The sequence below is a fragment of the Novimethylophilus kurashikiensis genome, from assembly GCF_003112435.1.
Classification (GTDB): domain Bacteria; phylum Pseudomonadota; class Gammaproteobacteria; order Burkholderiales; family Methylophilaceae; genus Novimethylophilus; species Novimethylophilus kurashikiensis.
Genome location: NZ_BDOQ01000002.1, coordinates 43,577 through 68,668, shown reverse-complemented (window position 1 = coordinate 68,668; position 25,092 = coordinate 43,577). Strand labels below are relative to the sequence as shown.

At 56.4% G+C, this 25,092-nt stretch carries 29 protein-coding genes and 1 tRNA gene; 11 read left to right on the top strand and 19 right to left on the bottom strand.

The window, feature by feature from the left end; translation table 11 throughout:
- Window positions 1-5 precede the first annotated feature (5 nt).
- The 3 genes from cysD to fdxA are packed head-to-tail and all read left to right on the top strand — an operon-like array spanning window position 6 to window position 2,596.
- A complete protein-coding gene (gene cysD / locus NMK_RS01620) occupies window positions 6-941 on the top strand; it encodes a sulfate adenylyltransferase subunit CysD (protein WP_109014020.1) in 936 nt (311 codons plus the stop codon).
- Window positions 941-2,227 (top strand): sulfate adenylyltransferase subunit CysN, encoded by a 1,287-nt coding sequence (gene cysN / locus NMK_RS01615; RefSeq protein ID WP_109014019.1) that lies wholly within the window; start codon window positions 941-943, stop codon window positions 2,225-2,227. Before cysD ends, cysN begins: the two co-directional genes overlap by 1 nt.
- A gap of 45 nt (window positions 2,228-2,272) precedes the next feature.
- Window positions 2,273-2,596 carry a ferredoxin FdxA gene (fdxA, locus tag NMK_RS01610; RefSeq protein ID WP_109014018.1) on the top strand — a complete coding sequence of 108 codons (324 nt, stop codon included), beginning with the start codon at window positions 2,273-2,275 and terminating at the stop codon, window positions 2,594-2,596.
- A gap of 137 nt (window positions 2,597-2,733) precedes the next feature.
- On the opposite strand, the gene NMK_RS01605 is transcribed toward fdxA, so the two are convergent.
- From NMK_RS01605 to pqqA, 8 genes are all read right to left on the bottom strand, one after another.
- The gene (locus NMK_RS01605) at window positions 2,734-3,153 is read right to left on the bottom strand and encodes a DUF1924 domain-containing protein (RefSeq protein WP_109014017.1); all 420 of its coding nucleotides are present in this window, start codon (window positions 3,151-3,153) and stop codon (window positions 2,734-2,736) included.
- A gap of 112 nt (window positions 3,154-3,265) precedes the next feature.
- Window positions 3,266-3,484 carry a hypothetical protein gene (locus NMK_RS01600; RefSeq protein ID WP_109014016.1) on the bottom strand — a complete coding sequence of 73 codons (219 nt, stop codon included), beginning with the start codon at window positions 3,482-3,484 and terminating at the stop codon, window positions 3,266-3,268.
- Between the two features lie 61 nt (window positions 3,485-3,545).
- A complete protein-coding gene (locus NMK_RS01595) occupies window positions 3,546-4,745 on the bottom strand; it encodes a multidrug effflux MFS transporter (RefSeq protein WP_109014015.1) in 1,200 nt (399 codons plus the stop codon).
- Between the two features lie 55 nt (window positions 4,746-4,800).
- Window positions 4,801-5,991 carry a pyrroloquinoline quinone biosynthesis protein PqqE gene (gene pqqE, locus NMK_RS01590; RefSeq protein WP_109014014.1) on the bottom strand — a complete coding sequence of 397 codons (1,191 nt, stop codon included), beginning with the start codon at window positions 5,989-5,991 and terminating at the stop codon, window positions 4,801-4,803.
- The gene (gene pqqD, locus NMK_RS01585) at window positions 5,988-6,275 is read right to left on the bottom strand and encodes a pyrroloquinoline quinone biosynthesis peptide chaperone PqqD (RefSeq protein ID WP_109014013.1); all 288 of its coding nucleotides are present in this window, start codon (window positions 6,273-6,275) and stop codon (window positions 5,988-5,990) included. Before pqqD ends, pqqE begins: the two co-directional genes overlap by 4 nt.
- Window positions 6,253-7,008, bottom strand: a complete 756-nt coding sequence (gene pqqC / locus NMK_RS01580; RefSeq protein ID WP_109014012.1) for a pyrroloquinoline-quinone synthase PqqC — start codon at window positions 7,006-7,008, stop codon at window positions 6,253-6,255. The genes pqqD and pqqC overlap by 23 nt, the downstream gene beginning before the upstream one ends.
- 18 nt (window positions 7,009-7,026) lie before the next feature.
- Complete coding sequence (pqqB, locus tag NMK_RS01575; protein ID WP_109014373.1) at window positions 7,027-7,941, bottom strand: pyrroloquinoline quinone biosynthesis protein PqqB; 915 nt, start codon at window positions 7,939-7,941, stop codon at window positions 7,027-7,029.
- Window positions 7,942-8,075: 134 nt separating this feature from the next.
- A complete protein-coding gene (gene pqqA / locus NMK_RS01570; protein WP_081774944.1) occupies window positions 8,076-8,147 on the bottom strand; it encodes a pyrroloquinoline quinone precursor peptide PqqA in 72 nt (23 codons plus the stop codon).
- Window positions 8,148-8,311: 164 nt separating this feature from the next.
- Here pqqA and NMK_RS01565 point away from each other — a divergent pair, with 164 nt between their 5' ends.
- Window positions 8,312-9,880 carry a mechanosensitive ion channel family protein gene (locus NMK_RS01565; RefSeq protein WP_109014011.1) on the top strand — a complete coding sequence of 523 codons (1,569 nt, stop codon included), beginning with the start codon at window positions 8,312-8,314 and terminating at the stop codon, window positions 9,878-9,880.
- 104 nt (window positions 9,881-9,984) lie between these two features.
- Here NMK_RS01565 and NMK_RS01560 read toward each other — a convergent pair whose 3' ends face one another.
- From NMK_RS01560 to NMK_RS01545, 5 genes are all read right to left on the bottom strand, one after another.
- Window positions 9,985-10,263, bottom strand: coding sequence for an HU family DNA-binding protein (locus NMK_RS01560; RefSeq protein ID WP_109014010.1), 279 nt, complete (start codon window positions 10,261-10,263; stop codon window positions 9,985-9,987).
- Between the two features lie 146 nt (window positions 10,264-10,409).
- On the bottom strand, window positions 10,410-10,553 hold the full coding sequence (locus tag NMK_RS18400) for a hypothetical protein (protein WP_181376137.1): 144 nt from the start codon (window positions 10,551-10,553) through the stop codon (window positions 10,410-10,412).
- Between the two features lie 8 nt (window positions 10,554-10,561).
- On the bottom strand, window positions 10,562-11,251 hold the full coding sequence (locus tag NMK_RS01555; protein ID WP_109014009.1) for an SPOR domain-containing protein: 690 nt from the start codon (window positions 11,249-11,251) through the stop codon (window positions 10,562-10,564).
- On the bottom strand, window positions 11,248-11,976 hold the full coding sequence (locus NMK_RS01550) for a type III pantothenate kinase (RefSeq protein WP_109014008.1): 729 nt from the start codon (window positions 11,974-11,976) through the stop codon (window positions 11,248-11,250). Before NMK_RS01550 ends, NMK_RS01555 begins: the two co-directional genes overlap by 4 nt.
- Complete coding sequence (locus NMK_RS01545; RefSeq protein ID WP_109014007.1) at window positions 11,976-12,953, bottom strand: biotin--[acetyl-CoA-carboxylase] ligase; 978 nt, start codon at window positions 12,951-12,953, stop codon at window positions 11,976-11,978. Before NMK_RS01545 ends, NMK_RS01550 begins: the two co-directional genes overlap by 1 nt.
- A gap of 85 nt (window positions 12,954-13,038) precedes the next feature.
- Between NMK_RS01545 and NMK_RS01540 the strand changes: the two genes are divergently transcribed.
- From NMK_RS01540 to NMK_RS01525, 4 genes are read left to right on the top strand one after another with little or no spacing between them, the layout of a single operon-like run.
- Window positions 13,039-14,811, top strand: coding sequence for a glutamine--tRNA ligase/YqeY domain fusion protein (locus NMK_RS01540; protein ID WP_109014006.1), 1,773 nt, complete (start codon window positions 13,039-13,041; stop codon window positions 14,809-14,811).
- Window positions 14,812-14,821: 10 nt separating this feature from the next.
- Complete coding sequence (locus NMK_RS01535; protein ID WP_109014005.1) at window positions 14,822-16,213, top strand: tetratricopeptide repeat protein; 1,392 nt, start codon at window positions 14,822-14,824, stop codon at window positions 16,211-16,213.
- A 7-nt stretch (window positions 16,214-16,220) separates the two neighbouring features.
- Window positions 16,221-16,790 carry a flavin reductase family protein gene (locus NMK_RS01530; RefSeq protein WP_109014004.1) on the top strand — a complete coding sequence of 190 codons (570 nt, stop codon included), beginning with the start codon at window positions 16,221-16,223 and terminating at the stop codon, window positions 16,788-16,790.
- On the top strand, window positions 16,787-17,179 hold the full coding sequence (locus NMK_RS01525; RefSeq protein WP_109014003.1) for a hypothetical protein: 393 nt from the start codon (window positions 16,787-16,789) through the stop codon (window positions 17,177-17,179). Before NMK_RS01530 ends, NMK_RS01525 begins: the two co-directional genes overlap by 4 nt.
- A 54-nt stretch (window positions 17,180-17,233) precedes the next feature.
- Here NMK_RS01525 and NMK_RS01520 read toward each other — a convergent pair whose 3' ends face one another.
- Together NMK_RS01520 and NMK_RS01515 are read right to left on the bottom strand one after the other, a co-directional pair.
- Complete coding sequence (locus NMK_RS01520; protein WP_146187114.1) at window positions 17,234-17,506, bottom strand: hypothetical protein; 273 nt, start codon at window positions 17,504-17,506, stop codon at window positions 17,234-17,236.
- 60 nt (window positions 17,507-17,566) lie between these two features.
- Window positions 17,567-18,115 (bottom strand): YgjP-like metallopeptidase domain-containing protein, encoded by a 549-nt coding sequence (locus NMK_RS01515; protein ID WP_109014001.1) that lies wholly within the window; start codon window positions 18,113-18,115, stop codon window positions 17,567-17,569.
- Window positions 18,116-18,300: 185 nt separating this feature from the next.
- On the opposite strand from NMK_RS01515, the gene NMK_RS01510 reads away from it, so the two are divergent.
- Window positions 18,301-18,954: a helix-turn-helix domain-containing protein gene (locus NMK_RS01510; protein ID WP_109014000.1), complete on the top strand. Its 654-nt coding sequence runs from the start codon at window positions 18,301-18,303 to the stop codon at window positions 18,952-18,954.
- A 78-nt stretch (window positions 18,955-19,032) separates the two neighbouring features.
- Window positions 19,033-19,123, top strand: a tRNA-Ser gene (locus tag NMK_RS01505).
- Between the two features lie 99 nt (window positions 19,124-19,222).
- Here NMK_RS01505 and NMK_RS01500 read toward each other — a convergent pair.
- On the bottom strand, window positions 19,223-19,795 hold the full coding sequence (locus NMK_RS01500) for a HutD/Ves family protein (protein ID WP_109013999.1): 573 nt from the start codon (window positions 19,793-19,795) through the stop codon (window positions 19,223-19,225).
- 60 nt (window positions 19,796-19,855) lie between these two features.
- Entirely contained in the window at window positions 19,856-21,430 is a 1,575-nt protein-coding gene (locus NMK_RS01495) for a phospholipase D family protein (protein WP_109013998.1), read from the bottom strand.
- A gap of 159 nt (window positions 21,431-21,589) precedes the next feature.
- Here NMK_RS01495 and mltF point away from each other — a divergent pair, with 159 nt between their 5' ends.
- Entirely contained in the window at window positions 21,590-22,987 is a 1,398-nt protein-coding gene (gene mltF, locus NMK_RS01490; protein ID WP_109013997.1) for a membrane-bound lytic murein transglycosylase MltF, read from the top strand.
- A gap of 16 nt (window positions 22,988-23,003) precedes the next feature.
- On the opposite strand, the gene NMK_RS01485 is transcribed toward mltF, so the two are convergent.
- Window positions 23,004-23,795 carry a potassium channel family protein gene (locus tag NMK_RS01485; protein WP_109013996.1) on the bottom strand — a complete coding sequence of 264 codons (792 nt, stop codon included), beginning with the start codon at window positions 23,793-23,795 and terminating at the stop codon, window positions 23,004-23,006.
- A 2-nt stretch (window positions 23,796-23,797) separates the two neighbouring features.
- A complete protein-coding gene (gene serS, locus NMK_RS01480) occupies window positions 23,798-25,081 on the bottom strand; it encodes a serine--tRNA ligase (protein ID WP_109013995.1) in 1,284 nt (427 codons plus the stop codon).
- Window positions 25,082-25,092 lie beyond the last annotated feature (11 nt).

The window sequence follows — 25,092 nt, the reverse complement described above, 5'->3', positions numbered from 1 at the left end:
ACCACATGACCACGTTGACCCGACAAACCCTGTCCCACCTCGACTGGCTCGAGGCCGAGGCCATCCACATCATGCGCGAAGTGGCCGGCCAATGCGAACGCCCCGTACTGCTGTTTTCCGGCGGCAAGGATTCCATCTGCATGCTGCGTATTGCCGAAAAGGCGTTCCGCCCCGGCAAGTTCCCCTTCCCGCTCATGCATATCGATACCGGCCACAACTACAAGGAAGTGGTCGAGTTCCGCGACAAGCGCGCCGCTGAATTGGGCGAGCGCCTCATCGTTCGCTCCGTTGAAGACTCCATGAAGCGCGGCACCGTCGTCCTCAAGCACGAAGGCGAATCGCGCAACAAGCATCAGTCCGTGACCCTGCTCGAAGCCATCGAGGAGTTCGGCTTCGACGCCTGTATCGGCGGCGCACGCCGCGACGAGGAAAAGGCCCGCGCCAAGGAACGCATCATGAGCTTCCGCGACGAGTTCGGCCAATGGGACCCAAAGAACCAGCGCCCTGAGCTATGGAACCTGTACAACGCCCGCGTGCACAAGGGTGAAAACATCCGTGCCTTCCCGATCTCCAATTGGACGGAAATGGACGTGTGGCAGTACATCGAGCGTGAAGGCTTGGAACTGCCGAGCATCTACTTTGCGCATCAACGCAACATCGTCATGCGCGGCGGCGCAATTTTCCCCGTGAATGTGCCGCTGGCTACCGGCGAGATCATCAATCAGCCCAAGGCTGACGAAGAAATCGTCAACATGCAGGTGCGTTTCCGCACCGTGGGCGATATCACCTGTACCGCCCCCGTGCCATCCGATGCCGACAATGTCGCCAAGATCGTGCTGGAAACGGCCACCACCACCATTACCGAGCGCGGCGCAACGCGCCTGGACGACCAGACCAGCGAAGCCTCGATGGAACAACGCAAGAAGGAAGGTTACTTCTAATGAACGCCCCGATTCACCTTCAGGACAATGGCCTGCTGCGCTTCATGACGTGCGGCAGCGTCGACGACGGCAAGAGCACGCTGATCGGGCGCCTGCTGTTCGACACCAAGACCATTCTTGAGGACACGCTCACCCAAATCGAGCGCACCTCCAAGAAGCGCGGCATGGAAGCCGTAGACCTTTCCCTGCTCACCGACGGTTTGCAGGCCGAGCGCGAGCAAGGCATCACCATCGACGTCGCTTACCGCTATTTCAGCACCGGCACGCGCAAGTACATCATCGCCGATGCACCGGGCCACGAGCAGTACACCCGCAACATGGTGACGGCTGCCTCCACCGCCAACCTCGCCATCATTCTCATCGATGCGCGCAAGGGCGTCCTGACGCAAACTCGCCGTCATTCTTTCCTGGCTCACTTGGTCGGCATTCCGCACATCCTTGTCGCTGTGAACAAGATGGACCTGGTGGACTACGATCAGGCCACGTTCGACCGCATCCGTGCAGATTACCTGGCCTTTGCCGAACAGATCGGCTTGCAGCGCCAAGGTCACGATATCCGCTTCATCCCGATGTCTGCCCTCAACGGCGACATGATCGTGGATCGTGGCGAAGACATGGACTGGTACACCGGCCCGACCCTGCTGGAAATCCTGGAAGCTGCCCCTGCGGCGCATACCGAGAAAGCCGAGAACTTCCGCTTCCCGGTGCAATACGTCTGCCGCCCTCAGGATTCCGCCAATCCGGAATTGCACGATTTTCGCGGCTTCATGGGACGCGTGGAATCCGGCGAAATTGCTGTTGGCGACGAAGTGACGGTATTGCCGTCCGGCCGCTCCAGCAAGGTCAAGGCGATTCAATTGGGTAGCGACAAGTTGGATCGTGCTATTCATGAGCAGTCCGTCACCATCCTGCTGCAAGATGAAATCGACATCTCGCGCGGCGACATGATCGTGAAAAGCAGCGAAGCCAAAGAACCGGTCAAGCAGATCGACGCCATGCTGTGCTGGCTCTCCGAAACGCCGCTCTCCCCGGCTCGCACCTACATCATTCGCCATACCTCGCGCGAATCCAAGGCCAAGATCGGGGCGATCGAATACCGCGTTGACGTCAACACGCTGGAGCAGCAGCCTGTGCAAGGCCTAGGCATGAACGATATCGCCAAGATCAGCTTCCGCCTGGCGCAGCCACTGTGCGTTGATCGCTATGCCGACAATCGCGCGACGGGGGCCTTCATCGTCATCGACGAAAGCACCAATAACACGGTCGCCGCCGGCATGATCGATTGATCAGGAACTGGTAAAATCTAACATTCTGGAATCTGGAGCAAGAACATGACTTATGTCGTAACCGAGAACTGCATCAAGTGCAAATACACCGACTGTGTAGACGTATGCCCGGTCGATTGCTTTGTGGAAGGCCCGAACTTCCTGGCGATCGATCCTGACGAGTGCATCGACTGCACCCTGTGTGTTGCAGAGTGCCCGGCAGAAGCCATCTTTGCCGAGGACGACGTGCCGGCAGACCAGCAAGAGTTCATCGAGCTGAACGCCCGTTTTGCCAAGGTATGGCCGAGCATCACCGCTCGCAAGGATCCCCTGGCCGATGCCGATCAGTTCAACGGCACGCCCGGCAAGCGCGACATGCTTGAAGAGTAATTACTGCATACGCTGTAAAAAAGGACGCCATGGCGTCCTTTTTTATTGGGCAAACTTCTTAGTAACCCAAGCGTGTAATTTGGCGGTACAAATAAAAACGGCCCGCGAACGGGCCGTTTTCACGATGACCAATCAGCTTACTTGATGGACAACAGGTAGGTGATGTAGTCCGTCTTTTCCTGAGCGGTACAATCCTTGCCGATCACTTCCAGGCAGTGCTTCTCGAAGTTGGTCTCGACCTTGTCGATATCGCTGAAGCGCTTCGGATTTGCAGAAGGAGCCAACGGCTTGATCGGCTTGCCATCCTTGATGTGCTTGCCGGGGTTAGCCGGATTGTCGGTGTGGCAGGAAGAGCAGGAAATTTCCTTGCCGTGTACCAGAATCTTGCGGGTGAAGAACGCGCGACCGGCATCAGCGGAAGGCTTAAAGTTCGGGTCGATGGTCTTAGCGACGGCTGCATACTTGTCAGCCAGCTTTTGTCCGCTGGCCACATCGGCGACGGCCGGAAGGCTGGCGATGCCAAGAGCGATTAGCAGGGTGGTAGCTAGTTTTTGCATCTTTGACTCCATTGGTAAGTTAAATTCGGGCTGCTGAGCTTATTTTACAATAAATGAAAAGCGCCTTGCAGGAAATTATACAGACCTATCCTGTTTGGAGGGCCCACCGAATTTAGGCGAAGATGTCCAGCTTGGCTCCCAACTGAATCATATCTTCCTTGGCTGCTGTGGCTCGCTGAATTTCCTGAAGTGCAGTATCGGTCACTTTTTCTTTTGCGGCATCCACCTTATTTTGACCTGCCTCCAGCATACGAGCCACCGCCTTGCCGTGATCGTTCAACGATATCGACAAGTTAGCGGAATATGCACCAATTTTGCTGAGGTCAGACATTTGATGTCCTTACGAATATAGGTTCTACACCTACCAGTTATCGGACGAATCCGACATAACTTTAATTTTTTTGTGGTGAAGTAGAAACCTGATGCCAGATCCCGGTTTGCCGAGCGCACCACCAGCCGAACAAGGCGTAACCGCCCATACCCAGAGCAAGGCCGATGACGTGTCCCCACAGCAAAGGAATGATCAATCCCGCAGACAAGGTCGACAACACCATTTGCAGGAAAGCCTGCCCCGAGGCTGCAGTGCCGCGGAGCCGCGGGTGGCGGTCGAGCGCAGCGACAGAGAGTACGGGCATCGCCAAAGCCATGCCGACGTTATAGAGGGCTACGGGAAGAATGTTCCAGACATGGTAAGGCGGCAGCCAGAAACACACTGCAATATTCAGCAGCACAGCCCCTGCCATTCCAAGATAAGCGATGCGCAGAATCCGGCCGGAAGCATATTTCCCCGCATTGTGCCGGGCGATCCACGACCCCAGGACCATCCCACACACGGTGGGAACGAACATATAACCGAACTGGTGTGCATTGAGGCCGAGATGCTTGATCAGAAACACAGGCGCTGCCAGCACATAAACGAAGAAACCTGCGAAATTGGCACCGAATGCGGTTGCCAGGCAAAGAAACTCGCGATCGCTGAAAATCTGCTTATAGCCGGTAATTACCTGCCGAGCCGACAATGGAACGCGTTTTTCCTGGGGCACGGTTTCGGGCAATGTTTTTAGCGCAATGATCAGCGTTGCCACGGCATAAATCGCCAGGAACACGAAGATAGCTTGCCAATGCACGGCTAGCAGCAGCCCGCCCACGATAGGCGCCACGGCAGGCGCCAAGCCGAAAATCATCTGCACTTGGGCCATGACGCGCTGCGCCATGACACCTTCAAATAGATCACGCACCAAAGCACGCGCCACCACATTCCCGGCCCCGGCTGACAGCCCCTGCACTGCCCGGAAAAACCACAAGGTATAGGCATCAGGAGCCAGCGCACATCCGACAGAAGCCAGGGAGAAGACCAGCAAGCCCCAACGGATGGCCGCCAAGCGACCGATGGCGTCTGAAATGGCGCCGTGCCACAAGGTCATCAGGGCATAAGGCAGCAAATAGGCTGTTAGGCTCTGTTGCAACTCGAGAGGCGTCGCATGAATATCGCTGCCGATCGCGGGAAACGCCGGCAAATAGGTATCGATGGAAAAAGGCGCAAGCGCGGCGAGAGCCGCCAAGATGACGGCGATGAGTGTCTGGGATGGCATGAGGGGATTTTAAGGCACGGGCCGCGCCAAAAACAGCCCGTACCTTAAAGGGGTATTACGGCAGTGCGTGGAAATCCGCGACCAACTCGTCGGATTCGCCATCGACCAGCTTGCGCGAGTTCTTGTCATTGCGGAAGACAATCGGCTGCGCCGCCAGCTGAGGATTCTTGGCGTCCTCGATGGCTTTTTCGATCAGGTGATGGTTGGGCGAAAGCGAGCAAACCGGGTCGGCACTTTCCGCATCGCCAGAAAGCAAGAAGGCCTGGCAACGGCATCCGCCCAAGTCCTTTTCCTTATCCGGACAAGTGCGGCATGGTTCCTTCATCCAGTCGTCACCGCGGTACTTCATGAATGCCGGCGACTCATTCCACACCCAATCCAGATCGGCATCCTTCACATTGGGGAAGGTCAAGCCAGGCAATACGCGAGCGGAGTGACACGGCAATACATCACCGTTGGCGGTTACGATCATGAACACCTCGCCCCAGCCGTTCATGCACTTCTTGGGGCGATCGGCGTAATAGTCGGGCACCACGAAGAACACCTTCATCTTGTTGCCGACGCGCTCGCGGAACTTATTGGTGACGGCTTCCGCCTTCAACAGTTGTTCCTTGGTCGGCATCAATTGCGCACGGTTGAGCAGCGACCAGCCGTAGTACTGGGTGTTGGCCAGTTCCACGTAGTCGGCGCCGATCTGTTCGGCCATGTCGAGAATTTCGCCGATGTGCTCGATGTTGTAACGGTGGATCACGACATTCAACACCATCGGATAATCGTGCTCCTTGATCATCGCAGCCACCTTCTTCTTGAGTTCGAAGGTGTTGGTATCGGTGATGAAGTTATTGATTTCCTTGGTGATGTCGTGCATCGACAGCTGGATGTGATCCAGGCCGCCGCGCTTGAACTCGGCAATGCGTTTTTCCGTGAGCCCGACGCCCGAGGTGATCAGGTTGGTGTAGTACCCCAAACGCCCTGCCTCGGCCACGATCTCTTCTATATCGTCTCGCAGCAAAGGTTCTCCGCCGGAAATACCCAATTGCAAAGCCCCCAGCTTGCGGGCTTCGCGCAGGGCCTTGATCCACTGTTCGGTAGTCAGTTCGTTCTGCGTATGGGTCACGTAGTCCGTCGGGTTGTAGCAGAACGCGCAGTGCAACGGGCAGCGGTAGGTCACCTCGGCCAATAGCCACAAGGGCTTAGGCGCATGACCTATTTTTGCACCGTTGTTTACGGCTTCAAAATCACTCATGTCGATTTCCGTTCAATCCAGGCTTTGTCGGCTGCAAGCTCGATCATCGCCACTACGTCGGCTTCCAGATCGGGTGCTTCAGGAAAAGCAGTTTTCAATTCGTCCACGACGGCAGCCACATTTTTCTTGCCGTCCAAACGTTTGATCACTTCTCCCGCCCCACCGTTCAACTTGATCATCCCCTCCGGGAAGAGCAGGACGTAACAGCCCTGCGCCTCCTCCCATTGGAAACGATAATGACGCGCCAAGCCGAATACGTCGTCAGACTTGATCTTGTCGGACATATTGCACACCGTTTTCAATTTTCACATCGCAGCACTGCAGCATAATGGCGTCGGCCAAAGCCCACAGCACGTCCAACTTGAACTGCAGGATTTCGCAAGCACGCTCCTGCATCTCGCGAGATTTGCCGAAGTAATCCAGCGTGATGTCCAACCCCTGCTTCACATCGCGACGGGCTTGGGTCAAGCGATTGCGGAAATACTGCAAGCCGTCAGACTTGATCCATGGGTACTTCTCAGGCCAGGCGTCAATCCGCTGTTGGTGAATATGCGGTGCGAACAATTCGGTGAGAGATGAGCAAACCGACTCTTGCCACGGGCGTTGCCGGGCAAAGTTGATATAGGCATCGACAGCGAACTTGGCCGCAGGAGAAACCAGCTTGAGCGATTGCACATCTTCACGCTTCAGGCCGACCGCTTCGCCCAGTTGCAGCCAGGCTTCGATACCGCCCTTGCCGCCTTCGTTGATCGGGCCGCTGCCGTCGTGGTCGAAAATACGCTGAATCCAGCCGCGACGCACGTCGATATCCGGACAGTTGGAGAGGATCGCCGCATCCTTGATTGGAATAGCGATCTGGTAGTAGTAACGGTTCGCCACCCAGCACTGAATCTGTTGCTGATTCAGCTTGCCTTCATACATCAGCACATGGAACGGATGGTGGATGTGGTATCCACGGCCGCGCTCGCGCAGCTTGGCTTCGAATTCTTCACGGCTCCAGACTTGGGTGTCGCTCATTTCTCTCTAGCTCCTCAATTACAGGGTGATTTCCATGCCGTCATACGAAACTTCGATGCCGGTCGCTTCCAGTTGGCGGCGCTCGGGCGATTCTTCGTTGAGGATGGGATTGGTGTTGTTGATGTGAATCAGGACGCGCCGCGCCTTGGGATATGCGGACAATACTTCCATCATGCCTCCAGGCCCCGATTGAGGCAGGTGACCGATATCGCGGGCGGTCTTGGTCATCAGGCCAAGATCGATCATTTCGGTATTGGTCCAGAACGTGCCATCGACCATGATGCAGTCTGCTTGCTCGAACAAGGGCGGCAAATGCGGCTCGATCTCGCCCAGACCCGGCGCGTAGAACAGTTTCTTGCCGTTACGGGTATCTTCCACCAGCACGCCGATGGTGTCGCCCGGATGCGGGTCGTGGCGGTGCGGGGAATACGGCGGCGCTGCGCTCTTCAGCGCGACGGCAGTGAATTTAAGATTGGCGGCGCCGGGAATCTCGAACGTGGTGCCGTCAGTCGGCACAGGATGGTGGTTGACGCCGCAATAATGGCCGAGGATGTTCATCAGCGGATTTCCGCTGGTGAGGTCGCCCTTGACGACATCCGTACAGTAAATTTCACGCTTGACCGTGCCTTCGCGCAGCATCAGCAGGCCGGTGGTGTGATCGATTTGAGCATCGATCAGAATAATGCCGACCATGCCGGTATCGCGAATCGCGCGGGCCGGTTGCATGGCGGGGAAATCCTGGAATTGCTTGAGCACGTCGGGAGACGCATTGAACAGCACCCAATTGGTTCCGTCGCCGCTTACGGCAATGGACGATTGAGTACGGGCGCGGGCCTTGATGGTGCCCTTACGCAGGCCGCTACAGTTGTGGCAGTTGCAGTTCCACTGCGGGAAACCGCCACCTGCGCCTGAACCTAGCACGTGTATCAGCATGTTGTTCTTAACCTGGGAAATTCTTGTGTAAAAAAGGCGCCCGAGCGCCGCGGGAGATTCGATGACAGGCTGCCCTTGCGGGCAGCCCATCCATCACCGGCTAAGCCGGGATGTTATACGGTCAGCAACAGCGATTAGCGGTTGCAAACGTACATGGTAACTTCAAAGCCGAAACGCATTTCGGTAACTTCAGGCTTGGTCCACATAATTTCTCTCCTTTTAATTACTGTTTAATGAAATGAACGCTATGTAACGTTCGGGATGCATTGTGGCTTCACGGGCCGTTCCGATACAGCGCCAAAACATGGAATCTTTCCTCATGATTTTCATGAGATGGCCATCACGGCCGTTTTGAACGTAGAATCCCCTTATGGGAAACCTGATTACTGACGCATTAGATTCATGGGATACCGCCAGCCGTTTTGCCTGGCACGACGGCTTGGGCAGCTTATTGCTGCTGGTCGCGGCGCTGTCGTTACTGATGCTGCATTATCGACCGAGCGACCGCCGCTCACTGTTCTCCACCCTGCTCATGCTCGCGTTCGGCCTGATCGGCCAGCTAGGCGCCGGTTTCGTTTCCACACGGGGATTTCCTGCCATGGCGGAAGGCTTGCACGAAGCCTTTCGCATTCTCGAAGGCTTGGCCGTCATTCGTATTTTCGGCATGTTCATCTTCCGCATGCTGCCGCCTCTAGTGCACCTCACACCTCCGCGCATCTTAGAAGACATCATTGTTTTCCTCGCCTACATTGCGTGGGGCTTTGTCCGACTGCATACCGCGGGACTGGATCTCTCCGGCATCGTCACCACCTCAGCCGTCATCACCGCCGTGCTCGCGTTCTCGATGCAGGATACGCTGGGCAATATTCTGGGCGGCCTCTCGCTCCAATTCGACAATTCCATTCAGATCGGCGACTGGATCAAGGTGGACGACATCGTCGGCAAGGTCGTGGATATCCGCTGGCGCTATACCGCCATCGAGACGCGCAACTGGGAAACCGTGATCGTGCCGAACAGCCAGCTCATGCGCGGCAAGTTCGCCGTATTGGGCCGCTACAGCGACCGCGAAGTGCAATGGCGACGCTGGGTCTGGTTCAACGTCGGCTACCAGGTTTCGCCTTCGCGCGTGATCGAAACCGTTCAAAAGGCCATTCGCAGCGCGGACATTCCCAATGTATCCAAGTCGCCTGAGCCCAACTGCGTGCTGATGGATTTCACCGACAGCTACGGCCGCTATGCGGTTCGCTACTGGCTCACCGACCTACAGCTGGACGATCCGACCGATTCGGAGGTCCGTGACCACATCTACGCCGCCCTGCAACGCGCAGACATCCGCCTCGCCGTGCCCGAACACAGTATCCATATGATTACCGAGACGGAAAAGCATGAACAGGCGCGCCATATCCGTCGACTGCAAGAGCGCATCGATGCGCTGCACAAGGTGGAGCTATTCAACAGCCTGCACGCCGACGAACTACGCACGATTGCGGAAAAGCTCAAGTATGCGCCCTTCGCCAAGGGCGACATCATCACGCGTCAAGGCGCCGTAGCCCATTGGCTTTACATGCTGACTGATGGCGAGGCAGACGTTTATCTCGAAACGCCGGGACAGGAAAGGCGCAAGCTCAACACCTTGCACCCGGGTAACTTCTTTGGGGAAATGGGCCTAATGATGGGGGCTCCCCGCACGGCCACCGTGATTGCCGCCACCGACGTGGAGTGTTATCAACTGGACAAAGCCTCGTTCCAGGAAGTGCTGGAACATCGGCCGGAAATGGCGGAGGAAATCTCCAAAATACTGGTATCGCGTCGCTACGGGCTGGATAGCCTGCAACAGATGATCGACGACGACACGCGGGTTTCTCAAATGGCGCAGCAGCATCAGGATGTGCTTTCGCGCATCTATGAGTTCTTCGGGATCAAGGCCGGCAGCAAATAATTCTCGCCTGTTCTCGATATGTCGCCTGCGCTAGCGACACCCCGTCGCACAAAATGAAAAAGGCCGGAATTCCGGCCTTTTCTGTATTCCCGAAAACTCGGAAATTACTTGTTCACAGCATCCTTCAGGGCCTTGCCAGCGGAGAAAGCCGGGGTCTTGGAAGCAGCAATCTTGAGCTTTTCGCCGGTCTTGGGGTTGCGGCCTTCACGTGCAGCGCGCGCGCGGGTTTCGAACGTGCCGAAACCAATCAGCTGAACCTTGTCGCCGCTCTTCAGTGCGTCGGAGATGGTAGCCACGGTAGCATCGACCACAGCAGCAACGCTTGCCTTGCTCACACCATTCACCTTGGCGGAAATAGCGTCGATCAGTTCGGTTTTATTCATAATTATAGTCCTCTCTTCAAAATTGAATCAGTGGTTAGTGGATAGTTATAACCCGCCAAAGCCCGTCAGGACGGGCTTGGAAGGCGACTCTGCTACCGTAACATAAAATTCCGCAGACCAGAACCTTAAATTGATAGCCCCAGCGATTACAGCTCGCTTTTTTTCTTATCGGTGGCGGATTTCATCACCTTGCCTGCAATTTTGCTAGCAACTTTCTTTCCGCCGTAGACCAGCGCCACGAGGAGCGCTTTCTTGGCCGCGTTTTTCAAAGCGCCGCTGATAATGCCCATTTTGCCTCCTATTGGCAACTGACTTGCTTCAATTCGATTCCCGGAAAACCCGGCTGGAGCTTGCTGGCAAGGTCGTCCTGACTCAGCGAAACATGACTCAATACATAACTGGTCATCTCGCCATCGTGCCCCTTCAACCCCTTTACTGCCGACTTTACGCCGCGCTGGCGCAAGCTTTCGAGGAATTTATTAGCGAGAGCCTCATCCTTGAACATTCCCAACGAAATCGCATAGCGCCAAGGCACTTCCTTGACGATAAAGGTATCGGTAACACCTAGGGCCTTTAGTTCGTCCACCTTGGCCTGGGCTTCTTCCTGGGTGTGCCGAGGCGGCACATACACCCAGAAACGCGTACCTTCGTGGGGCACCAATTGACGCGGCTGTGCTTGCAGCCCCAAGGTATCTAATGCTGCTTTGGCGCGCATTACTTCAGAAACCGGAAAACCACCCCACTCGTAACATGCGACTGCTGCCGGTGCAGTGGTCGATATTGGCGCCAACTGAGGCTGATCGGCCGGAGACGCGGCCTTCTTGGGCAAGGCATTCAATTCATCCGGGGTGAGCATTTTGATTTTTTCGGGGGCGATGGGTTCATGCCCGGTCAACGGCTCACTGCTCGTCGTATGACCTTCGGTGAGCTTGAAAACCCCGAACACCGCCACGTTCAACAACAGCAATCCCCACACCAGCCACTTCATCGCGCTATTTCCTTCGCCATCCGCACCAAGCCATCAAGCACTAGATTATCCACGATCACGGCATGGCTGGACAACGCTGGCTGGAGGCTCAGCGCATCGCCGCCTGTCAACAAAAGAGCGGGAGTAACGCCTTCGCGTTCGGCCAGATTGCGGCACATACTCTCAATACTGCCCGCCAAGGCCGCTATGGCGCCACTCTCGACAGCTTCGCCTGTGGAATTCGGAAAAACATTCATGTTGCCTTCGGTCTCGGCCACGCCAGCGGTATTAGCCAGCAATGCTCGCTTCATCAAAGTCAAACCGGGAACAATATAACCGCCCAGAAACTCGCCTTGCGAGGACAAGGCATCCACCGTGAGGGCGGTGCCTACACTGGCAACCACACAAGCACTGTGCTCCTGCTGCCATGCGGCGATCAACGCCGCCCAGCGATCAGTACCCAATTGCTCTGGCACCGAGTAGCCGTTTCGTACACCGCAACATTGCGCGGAAGACTGAACCCAATTCTGCACGACGTTCAGCGGCGCCAATAGGGCTTCCAAGGCAGCCTGCACTTCCACACCAGCAACATTGGAGAGAATAGTCTGGGAGATCGAATAAGCTTGCCACAGGGCGGCCAGTGCAGGGATTTCGCGATGAACGATGGCGCCCTGTGCCAGCCATTGGGTGCCGTCGTGTACCCCCCATTTGACGCGGGTATTGCCGGCGTCTACCGCAAGCAGCATCAGGCGACTCCGCGCAGGCTTATTTCTGCCGAAGAGAAGCGTTGCAAACCTTCGCCCGCTTCGGCCAGCAATGTGCCGTCCTCGGCCACACCCAGCACGGTCGCCTCGCGGCTGGAACCGTCAGGCAAAATCAGATTGACCAGCTTGCCGTGATACGCGTGCTGTGCCACCCATTCCTCGCGCAAGGCATTGAATCCGTCACGTTCGAATTCGCTTAACACATCGCCTAGATGACGCAGCAGCAAGGCCAGTAACTGACTGCGATTGATCTGCCCAGGAAGAATGCCGGACAGGTCGGCGACCGGCTGACCGATGGCAGCGGCAGCCCCTTCTGGCAATCGTACATTGAGACCGATGCCGATAATCGCCGCGCTCGGCCCCAGCATTTCGCCTTGTAATTCGATCAGGATGCCCGCAAGCTTACGGTGCCGATGCAGCACGTCGTTCGGCCATTTGAGGGCAACATCCTTGGCCCCTGCCTCCTTCAGCGCTCGTCCAAGCCCCACACCCACGGCCAGGCTCAGCCCGCTTAATCCCGCTGCGCCCTGGCTAAACCGCCACAGGAGCGAGAACGTCAGTCCCGCACCCAAGGCTGAAACCCAGGTACGCCCTCGCCGTCCTCGCCCACCTTCCTGCAACTCGGCGGCGACGCAAGTACCGCTGGGCGCGCCTTCGGCAGCGGCACGCGTCAATCGGGTATTGGTGGAATCAACCAAGTCGTGAACTTCCAGCAAAAATCGCTGAGAATGGCCGTTGAGCCCAGTTTGCACGACCTCGCGGTCGAGAAAATCCACTGCCTGAGGCAGGCGATATCCCTTGCCACGGACGGAATAAATGGTGACGCCCAGAGTCTCGGCGTGTTTCACCGCGTTCCAAACGGTAGCTCGGGTGACGCCGAAGTGGCTGGCCAGTTCTTCGCCGGATCGAAAGCGACCGTCGGCGAGCAGGCGAAGGATGGGAAAGAGGTATTGAGGCACGACCCAATATTAGCACAGGCTTCCGCAATCCCCGGTCGCCTGCGGCAGTGTAAAATATAGGGAAATACAACCGACACCGAACAACATGTCCGACACCAATCACACTCCTGCTTCCAATTTTTTGCGTCAAATCGTTGAGCGCGACCTCGCCCAAGGCACCTATGTCAGCCGTCACTGGGGCAGGACACCGGGCGATGCCGAGCATCATGCCGCAGGCGAACCCGATCCGGCCAAGATCCGCACGCGTTTTCCGCCCGAGCCTAATGGCTACTTGCACATCGGCCACGCCAAGAGCATCTGCCTCAACTTCGGCCTGGCGCGCGATTACGGCGGCGTTTGCCATATGCGTTTCGACGATACCAACCCTGAGAAGGAAGAACAGGAATACGTCGACAGCATCACCGATGCGGTGAAATGGCTGGGCTTCGGCTGGGATGCGTTCGGCGCATCGCACCTCTATTACGCCAGCAACTATTTCGATTTCATGTACCGCGCCGCCGAGTACCTCATCACGGCCGGTCATGCCTACGTCGACCAGCAAACGGCCGAGGAAATGCGTGCCAATCGTGGCACCCTGACCGAGCCGGGCAAGAATTCGCCCTGGCGCGACCGTCCCGCCGATGAAAGCCTGGCCTTGTTCCGCGAAATGCGCGACGGCAAGCATCCGGACGGCGCAATGATCCTGCGCGCCAAGATCGACATGGCCTCGCCCAACATCAACATGCGCGACCCGGCCATTTACCGCATCAAGCACGCCACGCACCACAACACCGGCGACAAATGGTGCATTTACCCGATGTACACCTTCGCCCATCCGGTCGAAGATGCGCTCGAGGGAATCACGCACTCCATCTGCACGCTGGAATTCGAAGACCAGCGCCCGTTCTACGACTGGGTGCTGGAGCGACTTGCAGAAGGTGGCTTGCTGGCGAACCCACTGCCCAAGCAGTACGAATTCGCCCGCCTCAACCTGACCTATGTCATCACCAGCAAGCGCAAGCTGATGCAGTTGGTGACGGAAAACTTCGTCGATGGCTGGGACGACCCGCGCATGCCGACCATTGTCGGCCTGCGTCGCCGCGGCTACACGCCGGAATCGCTGCAACTCTTCGCCGAGCGCATCGGCGTCTCCAAGGCCGATTCCTGGATCGATTACAGCACCCTGGAAGGCGCGCTGCGCGACGACCTCGAAGGCAAGGCCGCCCGAGCCATGGCCGTGCTCGATCCGGTCAAGCTCAAGCTCACCAACTGGGATGCATTGTTCGGCGCCAATCATGCCGAGCCTTGCAGCGCCCCCGTTCATCCGCATCACGAAGAGATGGGCAAGCGCCATTTCAACCTCACGTCCGAGGTCTACATCGAGCGTGAAGACTTCATGGAAACGCCGCCCAAGGGCTATCACCGCCTCTACCCCGGCAACATGGCGCGCCTCAAGTACGGCTATGTCATCCAATGCACCGGCTGCGAGAAGGACGCCGACGGCAATATCACCGCCGTGCTGGCCGAGATCGTGCCTGACACCAAGAGCGGCACGCCTGGGGCCGACAGCGTCAAGGTCAAGGGCGTGATCACCTGGGTTTCCGCCAGCGAAGGCCTGCAAGCCGAAGTGCGCCTGTACGACCGTCTGTTCACCGAAGCACATCCCGATGCCGGCGGCCGCAACTTCCTCGATTCGCTCAACCCAGCCAGCCGTAGCATCGTCAACGCATGGGTCGAACCCGATCTCGCCAATGCCGCGCCCGACACCAAGTTCCAGTTCGAGCGCCACGGCTACTTCGTCGTCGACGGCAAGGACAGCCAGCCTGGCAAGCCGGTCTTCAACCGGGCAGTGACCTTGCGGGATACGTGGCAGAAGTAATCACCGGCGAATGCCCCACTCGCAGCGCAGCCAAGCCGAAGCGCTGTTTCTGGAAGGAAATCGCCTGCTCGCCGCAGGCGATCTTTCCGGGGCAGAAGCCGCATTCAAGCAAGCCCTCACCCTTGTCCCAGACTTTATCGAGGCGCACGCCAACCTGGGGCTGATCTACAACTTATCAAACTCGCCGCAAGAAGCGGAACATCATTACCGCCAAGCCCTCACGCTTGCCCCGCAAGTCGCACAGATTCATCTCAACTTCGGCGCACTTCTCGCCAAGGTCAAACGCTTCGAAGAGGGCGAATCGGCCTATCGGCAGGCCATTGCGCTTCAACCGGACTATGCTGCCGCCTGGTCCAATCTTGGCGCGCTGCTTGCAGGGTTAAATCGGGACGAAGAGGCGGAGCAATGCCATCTCAAGGCACTCGCCATCGATCCCGACTACGAGAAGGCTCGTTTTAATCTTGCCTACGTCCTGTTGCGCCAGGGTCGATTCGAGGAAGGCTGGACATATTTTGAAGCCCGCGATTGGCACGCTTCGCTTGCGGCCCATTTGACATGTCCTCGCTGGCAAGGCGAATCGCGTGTTGGGAAAAAGCTATTGATCGGCTATGAAGGTGGGTTCGGCGACGTGCTGCAGTTCTGCCGCTACATCCCGTTAATAAAGCGGCTGAGTGCTGCCGAAATCACCCTGTTTTGCCACCCGCAGCTCAAGTCTCTCTTGACTACACTGGAAGGCGTAGATGCCGTAATCGGCTACGATGAAGCATTGCCCAGCGACGGCTGGGATGCCTGGCTACCGCTGCTTAGTGCACCGTTCGTGTTTGGTACTCGTGCGGACTCCATTCCCGCGGCCCTCCCCTATCTCAAGGCCGAGCCTGAGCGAATGCAGCACTGGGCACCTCGACTTCCTGAAACCGGCTTTCGTGTCGGCCTGGTTTGGAAAGGCAGCCCGAATCACGACAACGACGCCGATCGTTCGCTGTCGTCGTTGGCTTGCCTCGCACCGCTCACCGACATTCCGGGGATCCAATTCGTCAGCCTGCAAAAAGGCGCGGGAGAAGATGAAACACAGCTTGGGTCGCACAGTCTCATCCCGCTAGGCCGCGAAATTCAAGACTTTGCCGATACCGCCGCCATCCTCGCCCAGCTCAACCTATTGATTTCCATCGACTCGGCTGCAGCCCATTTGGCTGGGGCCTTGGGCATTCCATGCTGGGTATTGCTTCCGGCGTACCAACCTGATTGGCGCTGGCTCAACACCGGGGAAACGTCGCCCTGGTATCCAGATGTGATGCGGCTGTTCCGGCAGCGGCGCATGGGCGATTGGGAAAAGGTAATCGCGCAAGTTGCAGCATCCTTGGCAATCTGGGTACAAGAGAATACGGCTACAGCCTCGTTATAATCTCGCCATGCGCCGCCCTGTCGAACTCCCCCATGCCTACCGCCTGCTCAACCACGGCCCGACCGTGCTGGTCACCTGCGCCCATGCCGGCCAACGTAACATCATGGCTGCCGCATGGAATATGGCGCTTGATTTCAATCCGCCAAAAATCGCCATTGTCATCGACAAAAACACCTATACACGAGAACTCATCGAAGCTTCCGGCAGTTTCGGTGTCAACATTCCATGCCGTGCTCAAAAAGATATCGTGATGCAGGTAGGTAGCTGTTCGGGACGGGATTGGTTGGCTAAGCCGGAACATGACAAATTCAATGCCTTTGGGCTACAGACATTTTTCGGAGCAGAGATCGAAGCCCCCATGTTGGAAGGCTGCGTCGGCTGGCTGGAATGCAAGGTTATCCCAGAGCCGCACAATCAATCGACCTACGACCTATTCCTCGCTGAAGTCGTCGCAGCCTGGGCGGACGACCGCGTGTTTTCCGAGGGTCGCTGGCACTTCGAAGGGCATGACGAACTGCGCACCTTGCACTATATTGCCGGTGGTATGTTTTTAACGACGGGTGAAACGCTCTCATGAATCAATCGCCGCGCCTCACGTATCTTTTCGCAAATTTGATCTTCGCCGCTTTAATTTTCAATTGCGCGTCTTCGGCAGCACTTGCCGACGAAGATGGCGGTGTCCGCATCCAGCAGCAATTTGACGCCAAGTTCAAGAACTACATGGGAAGTGGCAGCGATGCCTTACTACCGCTGCCGAAACTGGAAAAGCCCGATTGGGAAAAGCTGCGTAGCACGCATGCGATGAAGCAAATCTTCGTCGAGCGCGACGTGTTCTACAACGCCAAAACTTACACCCTGACGTTATTTCAAGCCGAGGACGGCAGCTACTATCTGGACGCCAAGGGCGGCTTCTGGGGCATGGATGAGCTGATCTACGGACCGTTCGATCAGTCGGTGCTGCAATAATAACGGTCGATCAGACAGGATCTGTGATCGCCCAAAGAGGGCTAGTCAAATTGATTAACCTTGCGGGGGACGCGCCTGGGGGCGTTTGGTGCAGTTGCGAATAAACGCGGTGCCGTAGCAATAATCCTTGGAATAGGTCGTGTTGCCCATGCAGAACTTGCTCTCGGCTTCCATGTTGGTACGCTGGTCGGGCGTGCAAACGTATTCTATCGGCGCCACGGTCCACGGCTCGATCTGGGACGAAATCGATTCGCCCACCTTGGGCTCTTCCGCAACAGCTGTGCCCCAGACCATCGCTAGCACCGCCATCAAGACCATACGTTTCATTTTTGTTCCCCCAACCTCTTTCACGCCTCCATCCTCCATCGGCCGCTTCCGTACAAAACTTTAGGCCTTATCGACTGATGACACTGCCTCGACAGACCACAATGACTTACCCGTAGTCTCTAAATAAGTCAGATACACCCGCAAATCGAACTCCAACTGGTGGTAATCCGGCTCCATATGCTGGCACAGCTGATAAAACGCCTTGTCGTGCTCACGCTCCTTGATGTGCGCCAATTCATGCACGACGATCATCCGCAAAAACTCCCCCGGCATTGTCCTGAACATCGTCGCCACGCGAATCTCGCGCTTAGTCTTGAGCTTGCTGCCCTGAACTCGGGAAACGCTGGTATGCGTACCCAAGGCGTTTCGAATGACGTGAATCTTGTTGTCGTATTCCACTTTGCTCAATTGCCCGGCGTTGCGCAGGTACTCCGCCTTGATCTCGTGCACGTAGTCGTAGAGTGCCCTGTCGGTACGGACGGTATGAGCTTGAGGGTATTTCTTAAGCAAAATATCGCCAAGGCGATCCTGGGCGATGAGTTGGTGGACTTGGTCGACCAATGAAATAGGGTAACCGGCAAGATAGTTGGGGGTAGAGACAGCTTTCATTCTAGAATTTTAACGGAATAGATGTCTTTTCAATCACATCAGATAGCATTGCGATCATGGTTTTTGGCAATACTTAAAAACCTTCGACATCGCCCTCCTCATCTCCCTTATAAGGTGCTTCCAACTTTATTTGGTAAACTGGATGTAAAAATATAGAAACAATTTCATCGAGGGAGAAATGGGTGATGGCAACCCGGCAGAACAATGCAGCACAGGAAGTTGCTCCGGTCGAGCCGCAAGGCAAGCCGCTGGACCGCTACCTGGGCAATACCGTGCGCCAGTTGCGACTGGAGCACGGGCTGACGATTGCCGAGATTTCGGAGCGTGCGGGCATCAGCCGCGGCATGTTGAGCAAGATCGAGAACGGCATCACCTCCGCCAGCCTTGAAACGCTGGAGCAACTCGCCAACGCCTTGGGCGTGACCATCTCGCGCCTGTTCCGAGGTTACGATGCGCCTCAAAGCGGCGCGCAGTTGGTAAAAAAAGGCAAAGGGCTGGAAGTCGTGCGGCGCGGCACCAAGAGCGGCCACACTTATCATTTACTGGCCTACGACCAAGGGCCGCAAAAATCCTTCGAACCCTTTTTGATCACGCTGGAAGAACCGGGCGAAGAATTTCCGGCATTCGAGCATCCGGGCACCGAGTTCCTGCACATGCTGGAAGGCGTGCTGGAATACCGAGTCGGCGATGAAACCTTCGTGATGGAGCCCGGAGACTCCCTCACCTTCCGCGGCGAAATCCCGCACAAGCCGGAGAAGATGCATCGATTGCCGATCCGTTTTCTATCCATCATTCATTACGACACACCTGCCGGGGCTGCGGAAGCAGCCGAAAGCTGATTCCGGCAAGACAACCATCGCCACTCCAACAAGCCGCTTTGTATAACGCCCTCCCTCAGCTATAATCCACGCCTTTCCGGAGAGGTGGCAGAGTGGTCGAATGCACCGGACTCGAAATCCGGCATAGCCTTATGGGTTATCGTGGGTTCAAATCCCACCCTCTCCGCCAGAAATAAATAAAGCCGTATTTTCTAGCCAAAACAATTGGTTAAGAAAATACGGCTTTTTCATTTACCCCACGCCCCAACCCCATACTTGAGCCCGTAGCTTACGAACTGCCAAATGTCAGTTCAATCAAAGTAGGTCGTATTCCACCTGACATTTCCATTTGCAATTGTGCATTGGGGAAAATTAATACTGCATCACTTGCTTGAAGCATTACGGATGGATTGGAATGTTCAATCAACTGCACTGCACCTTCAGCAAGGACGATGATGCGCTCTACCCCGCGGGTCGCTGGCAGGGACAAATCGGGCACCACATTCATTTTGCAAACCTGATCACCTCGTGTCATCACGTTTAGAACCAGGCATGCACCATCGACAGGGATGCAATGAAGGTCTTCGTTCCCGGAGAAATCAATTGCCTCTCCGAGATTGGTCAGCGTGATGTTGCGGTTAGAAAACTGGAAAAGCGCCCCTTTCCCATTCAGCAACATCAAGCGCCGGCTAACATTGTGAAACCGGGAAAACGGCCCCGTGCACTCAATTTTCGCAATGCTGACGCGCCACAAAAAATTTTCTGAATTCGCTGTTACTGGATAAACAGCAATCTCACGCGTAAGACCACCACCATTTTTCCACGGCTTCCAGCTATCTGGATGATTTCTTCGGACGATCATCAATCACCTCAATGGCACACTTAGTCTGATCAGCAATCTTAGTAATATTTAAGCGATCAACTACAACTCGCTGTCCAGCGGAAGTATCGACATCAATTCTTCCTTGACCTTACGACCGCGATCACGCGAAGGCTCGGTATCGTAGTCTTTCTGTTTACCATCCTCCCGCGTGCTCCAGACCAGCGACTCTACCTGGGTCGCAGAATCTACCTTTAATTGCACTCGATAACTGTTGGCGGGACTGCTCAATCGTTCGAACCGTTCCGCTTCTTGCCTCGCGAGTTCGGGGCTATCGATGATCAAACCGATTTCGGTATTGATGTGCATGGAGCGCTGGTCGAAATTCATCGAGCCGAGAAAAATCCGCTGCCTGTCGAAGATATATTGCTTGGCATGCAAGCCGTAGGTGCCGTAACGAATCAGGTCTTCCGATTCGCCGCTGCCCTTTGCCAAGCCGAGCGTGGCGCGTACTTCATACAGTTGGACACCCAGTTTGAGCATCGCCCTGCGGTAATGGGCGTAACCGGCATGGGCCGGCAATTGCGGCGTCGATTCCAGTGAATTGGTCAAAGCACGCACCGCTACGTGACGCATTTGCAGGTCCTGAAAAAGCTTGAGCCCCTCTTCACCCGGCACAAAAAATGGCGTCACGATCAGGACTTCGGAATTGGCCGCTGCCGCTGCCTGCGCGACGGGTTCATAAATCAATGTGCCTGCCAGCTTGTCATCCTCGACCTCACGCTTGTCTGGGCTGTCGCAAACAACTTGAGCTTGAGCCCATTTCATGGCGGCAATGCTGGGTATCGTTCGACGCTGCAACCCGGCTGCAAACGAAGTCTTGTCTTGCTCAGCTTCCTTCCGATAGCTACTCAGGCTGGTTTTCAGCACGTCGAGATTTTGTGGTGTGACTCGTGCCGGCTCAATATTTTGCGCCGGTAAGACGTGGTCGGAATTCCAGAACCAATCAAACTTCTCGGTGAGTTTTTTTACGACTGGCCCGATGCTGATCACATCGTCATCGCCGAACTGACCTTGCGGGTCGATCTGGAAATATTCGTCCCCGATATTACGCCCCCCTACCAAGGCCACAGCCGAATCCGCGACGAACAGCTTGTTATGCATTCGGTAATCAAGATAGGACTTATGCGTGCTGATTTCCATGACACGGGCTAGATTGTCGTGGCCGCGATAATGCAGTGGATTGAACACTCGCACCTGGATATTACGGTGCGCGGCCAACGTCAGGAGCTGCTCGTCGCCGTCCACGGTGGCACCGTCATCGACTAGGATCCTGATCTTGACGCCCCGTTCTGCGGCAGCAAGCAAATGGGCCGTCAACAATCGACCGCTCCGGTCTTGCCTGAAGATGTAATACTGCAAGTCGAGCGAAGCCTGGGCCTGATCGATCAACTGCAATCTCGCAGCCAAGCCGTCAAGCCCATCATTGAGGATGTAAAAGCCGGAGCGCCCTTGATGCTTGCGGGATGCATCAAGGTAAAGTCGCCCCAATCTTGTTTGCTCGGGATGTTCGAAAGCGGTGGAATAGGTTTTTGCGACGTTGGTGTTCGTGGGCAGCGCACTGCAAGCAGTTAATGCCGCAGCCAGCATTAGCGCAATAAAGTTGGTTTTTCTCATTGTTTCTACATCCGAAAAGATCAGGTGAATACTCCAGGCGACACCTTGATTTTAAGACCGGCTGAAACTGATCAGGTTCGGCTCGGTCTTACAGCGACATTATTTTTTGATGAGTTCGCGATACTGGACAAACCTCGCAGTTTTAGCAACACTCCGCCCATGATTCGAGCGCTAGCCCTTCTTTTTATCGCTGTTTTTGTTGCAAGCTGCTCCAAGCCGCCCGCTAAAACCTTGCCATCCGTCAAACAAGGTCACGAGTTAGTTGTGGTGACTTACAACAATCCGGGCACGTACTTCGTCAACGGCAACAACGAATATGCCGGGTTGGAATACGACCTGGTGAAACTGTTCGCCGAGCAGCTAGGGCCGAACGTGAAAGTGAAGTTTTTGGTGGTGGACGGAGTGGATGAAGTCATCCCGGCGCTGCTCAAGGGCAAGGCGCATTTCGCTGCAGCAGGATTGGGCGTTTCGCACACGCGGAGCCATCTGGTGCGGTTTGGCCCGGTGTATCAACACGTGCAGCCGCAGGTGGTGGTAAACCGCGAAAAAACCGAAAGTCCGAAAAAACTGAGCGATCTTGTCGGCAAGACGCTGGAAGTATCGACAGGCAGCAGCGCCGCCGAGCGGCTCTCTGAATTACTGTTGCAACTGCCTGGGCTGCATTGGGACGAAATTCGTCACGCCGGGGCGGACGAACTAATGGAAAAGGTCGCCGACGGCGAACTCGACGCCACCATTGCCAATTCGCACTTGGTGGCCATGGTGCAGAACTACTACCCAAACTTGACCGTCGGCTTCGATTTTGGCCTGCCGGAAGACCTGGCCTGGGCCTTCCCCAAGAACGGCGAGGAATGGCTCTACCAGGACGCACAAGCCTTCTTTGCAAAAATCCAGAAGGACGGCACGCTGCGTAATCTGCTGGACCGCTACTACGGTCATACCGAGCGCCTCAATGCAATGGACGTGACCAATTTCCTGGTTCGCGCCCGCACCGTCCTGCCGGATTTCCTCACCACATTCAAGCTGGCGCAGGAAATCAGCTCCCTGGATTGGCGCCTGTTAGCGGCTTTGAGCTATCAGGAATCGCATTGGGATACCTATAGCACGTCGCCCACCAATGTGCGCGGCATCATGATGCTGACGGAAGATACGGCGGACAAGATGGGCGTGAGCAACCGGCTCGACCCCAAGCAGAGCATTCCGGCCGGGGCGCGCTATTTACAGCTGATGAGGGATAACATCCCGGAGCGCATCCCCGAACCAGATCGTACCTGGTTGGCATTGGCGGCTTACAACGTGGGAATTGCACACCTGGAAGACGCCCGGGTACTGGCGCAGAAGCTCAAGCTCAACCCGGATTCATGGGCAGACGTGAAGAAAACCCTGCCGATGCTCAACAAGGCCGAGCATTACTCCAGCCTGAAATACGGATTTGCGCGCGGCGGCGCGGCAGTGATTTTTGTGGAATCGATTCGGACCTATTATCAGATCCTGGAGAAATACGAGCAGAAGCATCTGCCCGTATTCCCGCATCTCAACGCGGTATCGCCGGCTTAAGCAAAGACGCCGTTTTTCAGGCGTCGTCGCGTCCCCGCTCGTCTAGCCTTTTTTCGATATTCTCGAGCCGGGCGAGAATTTCGTGCAGCGTATCGTCGACGCTTTTTTCTTCCTTGACGATCTTGTGCTCGACTTCCGAACCAATCAAGAACACCGACAAACTGGCCGTCAGCACTGTGACCAGCACCACACCCAGCAGGATAAGGAAGCTGCCGAAGACTCGTGCCGCTGCCGTCTTGGGTACGATATCGCCGTAGCCGGTGTGCGACATGGTCACCCAAGCGTACCACATGCCGTCCCACACCGTACCGATCGAGGGATCAAGGCGCGACACGATGATTCCGGAGAGAACCACGACGATAGCCACGATGATTAGCGTCGGGCCGACCTTGGCCCCCGCCAACACCTCGCGCAACCGCCGCGACACGCGCATCAGGATGAACATCATCAAGAACAGCCGCAGGTTACGCAGCGCGCCGATCAAGGGCGTGAACTGCCATTCGATCGGTAGACCGCCCACGATGATGACGAGGTTCATCCAGTTATTCAGCAGGTAGCGCCGCTTGTTGTGCACCAGCGACGTCAGCAGTACCGTCTCGAACAGGAAAACGATCCAGATGATCCAGTCAAACACTTTGGACCAATGCGGACTGATTGAACCGGTTTCGTCCAGATACCACTGCACCGGAATCCACAACGCGACCAACAACAGCGGCCATTCCAGCCGCTGCGCCCAAATGCGCGCCTTGCCGCGCTCGCTGGGGTCAACCCCGGTAACGCCGAGCAGGCTCGTTAGATTGAGCGCCACGGTTAAGCCGCAACGATTTTTTCGAGACCGCCCATGTAGGGGCGCAGCACCGTAGGAATGGTCACGCTACCATCCGCGTTCTGGTAATTCTCCAGGATCGCCACAAGCGTACGACCCACCGCCAAGCCGGAGCCGTTGAGCGTGTGCGCCAATTCCGGTTTGCCGGCGGCATTGCGGAAGCGGGCCTGCATGCGGCGCGCCTGGAAGGCTTCGAAATTGGAGCAGGACGAGATTTCGCGGTATGTGTTCTGTGCCGGCAGCCAGACTTCAAGATCGTAAGTCTTGGCCGAGGAAAAGCCCATATCCCCCGTGCATAGTGACATCACGCGGTACGGCAGCTCCAGCTTTTGCAGGATGGCTTCGGCGTGGCTGGTCAGTTCCTCGAGCTTTGCATAGGACTGATCGGGGGGAACAATCTGCACCAGCTCCACTTTGTCGAACTGATGCTGGCGGATCATGCCGCGCGTATCGCGGCCATAGGAGCCAGCCTCGGAACGGAAGCACGGCGTATGGGCGACAAACTTCAGCGGCAGTTGCTCCAACGGCAGGATTTCGTCGCGAACGAGGTTGGTAACGGGCACTTCTGCCGTCGGAATCAGATACAGCTTGCCTTCGTCGCCGCGCGGCACATGGAACAGATCTTCCTCGAACTTGGGCAACTGGCCGGTGCCCTGCATGGAGTCGGCGTTGACCAGATAAGGGACATACAACTCGGTGTAACCGTGCTCAGCGGTATGCACATCCAGCATGAACTGGGCGAGTGCACGGTGCAGACGGGCCAGCGGGCCTTTCATGACGGTGAAACGTGCTCCGCTCAGCTTGACGCCCGCGGCGAAGTCGAGCTGCGACAAGCCCTCGCCCACATCCACGTGGTCCTTGACCTCGAAATCGAAGCTGCGCGGTGTACCGACGCGACGCAACTCGACGTTATCGGTTTCCGACGTGCCCACCGGCACAGACTCGTGCGGGACATTGGGAATGGTCAGAAGCAAGGACTGCATTTGCGACTGGATGACGGTGAGCTTTTCTTCCGCCGCCTTGAGCTCATCGCCCAACGTAGCGACCTCGGCCATAATGGGCGCAACATCTTCACCCTTGGACTTGGCAATGCCGATCTGCTTGGAAGTGGCGTTGCGCTTGGCCTGGAGGTCCTGGGTATGGGTCTGCACCGTCTTGCGTTCGGCTTCCAGCGCCTGGAACGCGACGGTATCCAGCACGAATTTGCGGGAAGCAAGGCGCGCGGCGGCACCTTCGAGATCGTTGCGAAGTAATTGAATGTCGAGCATGTTGTTCTCTT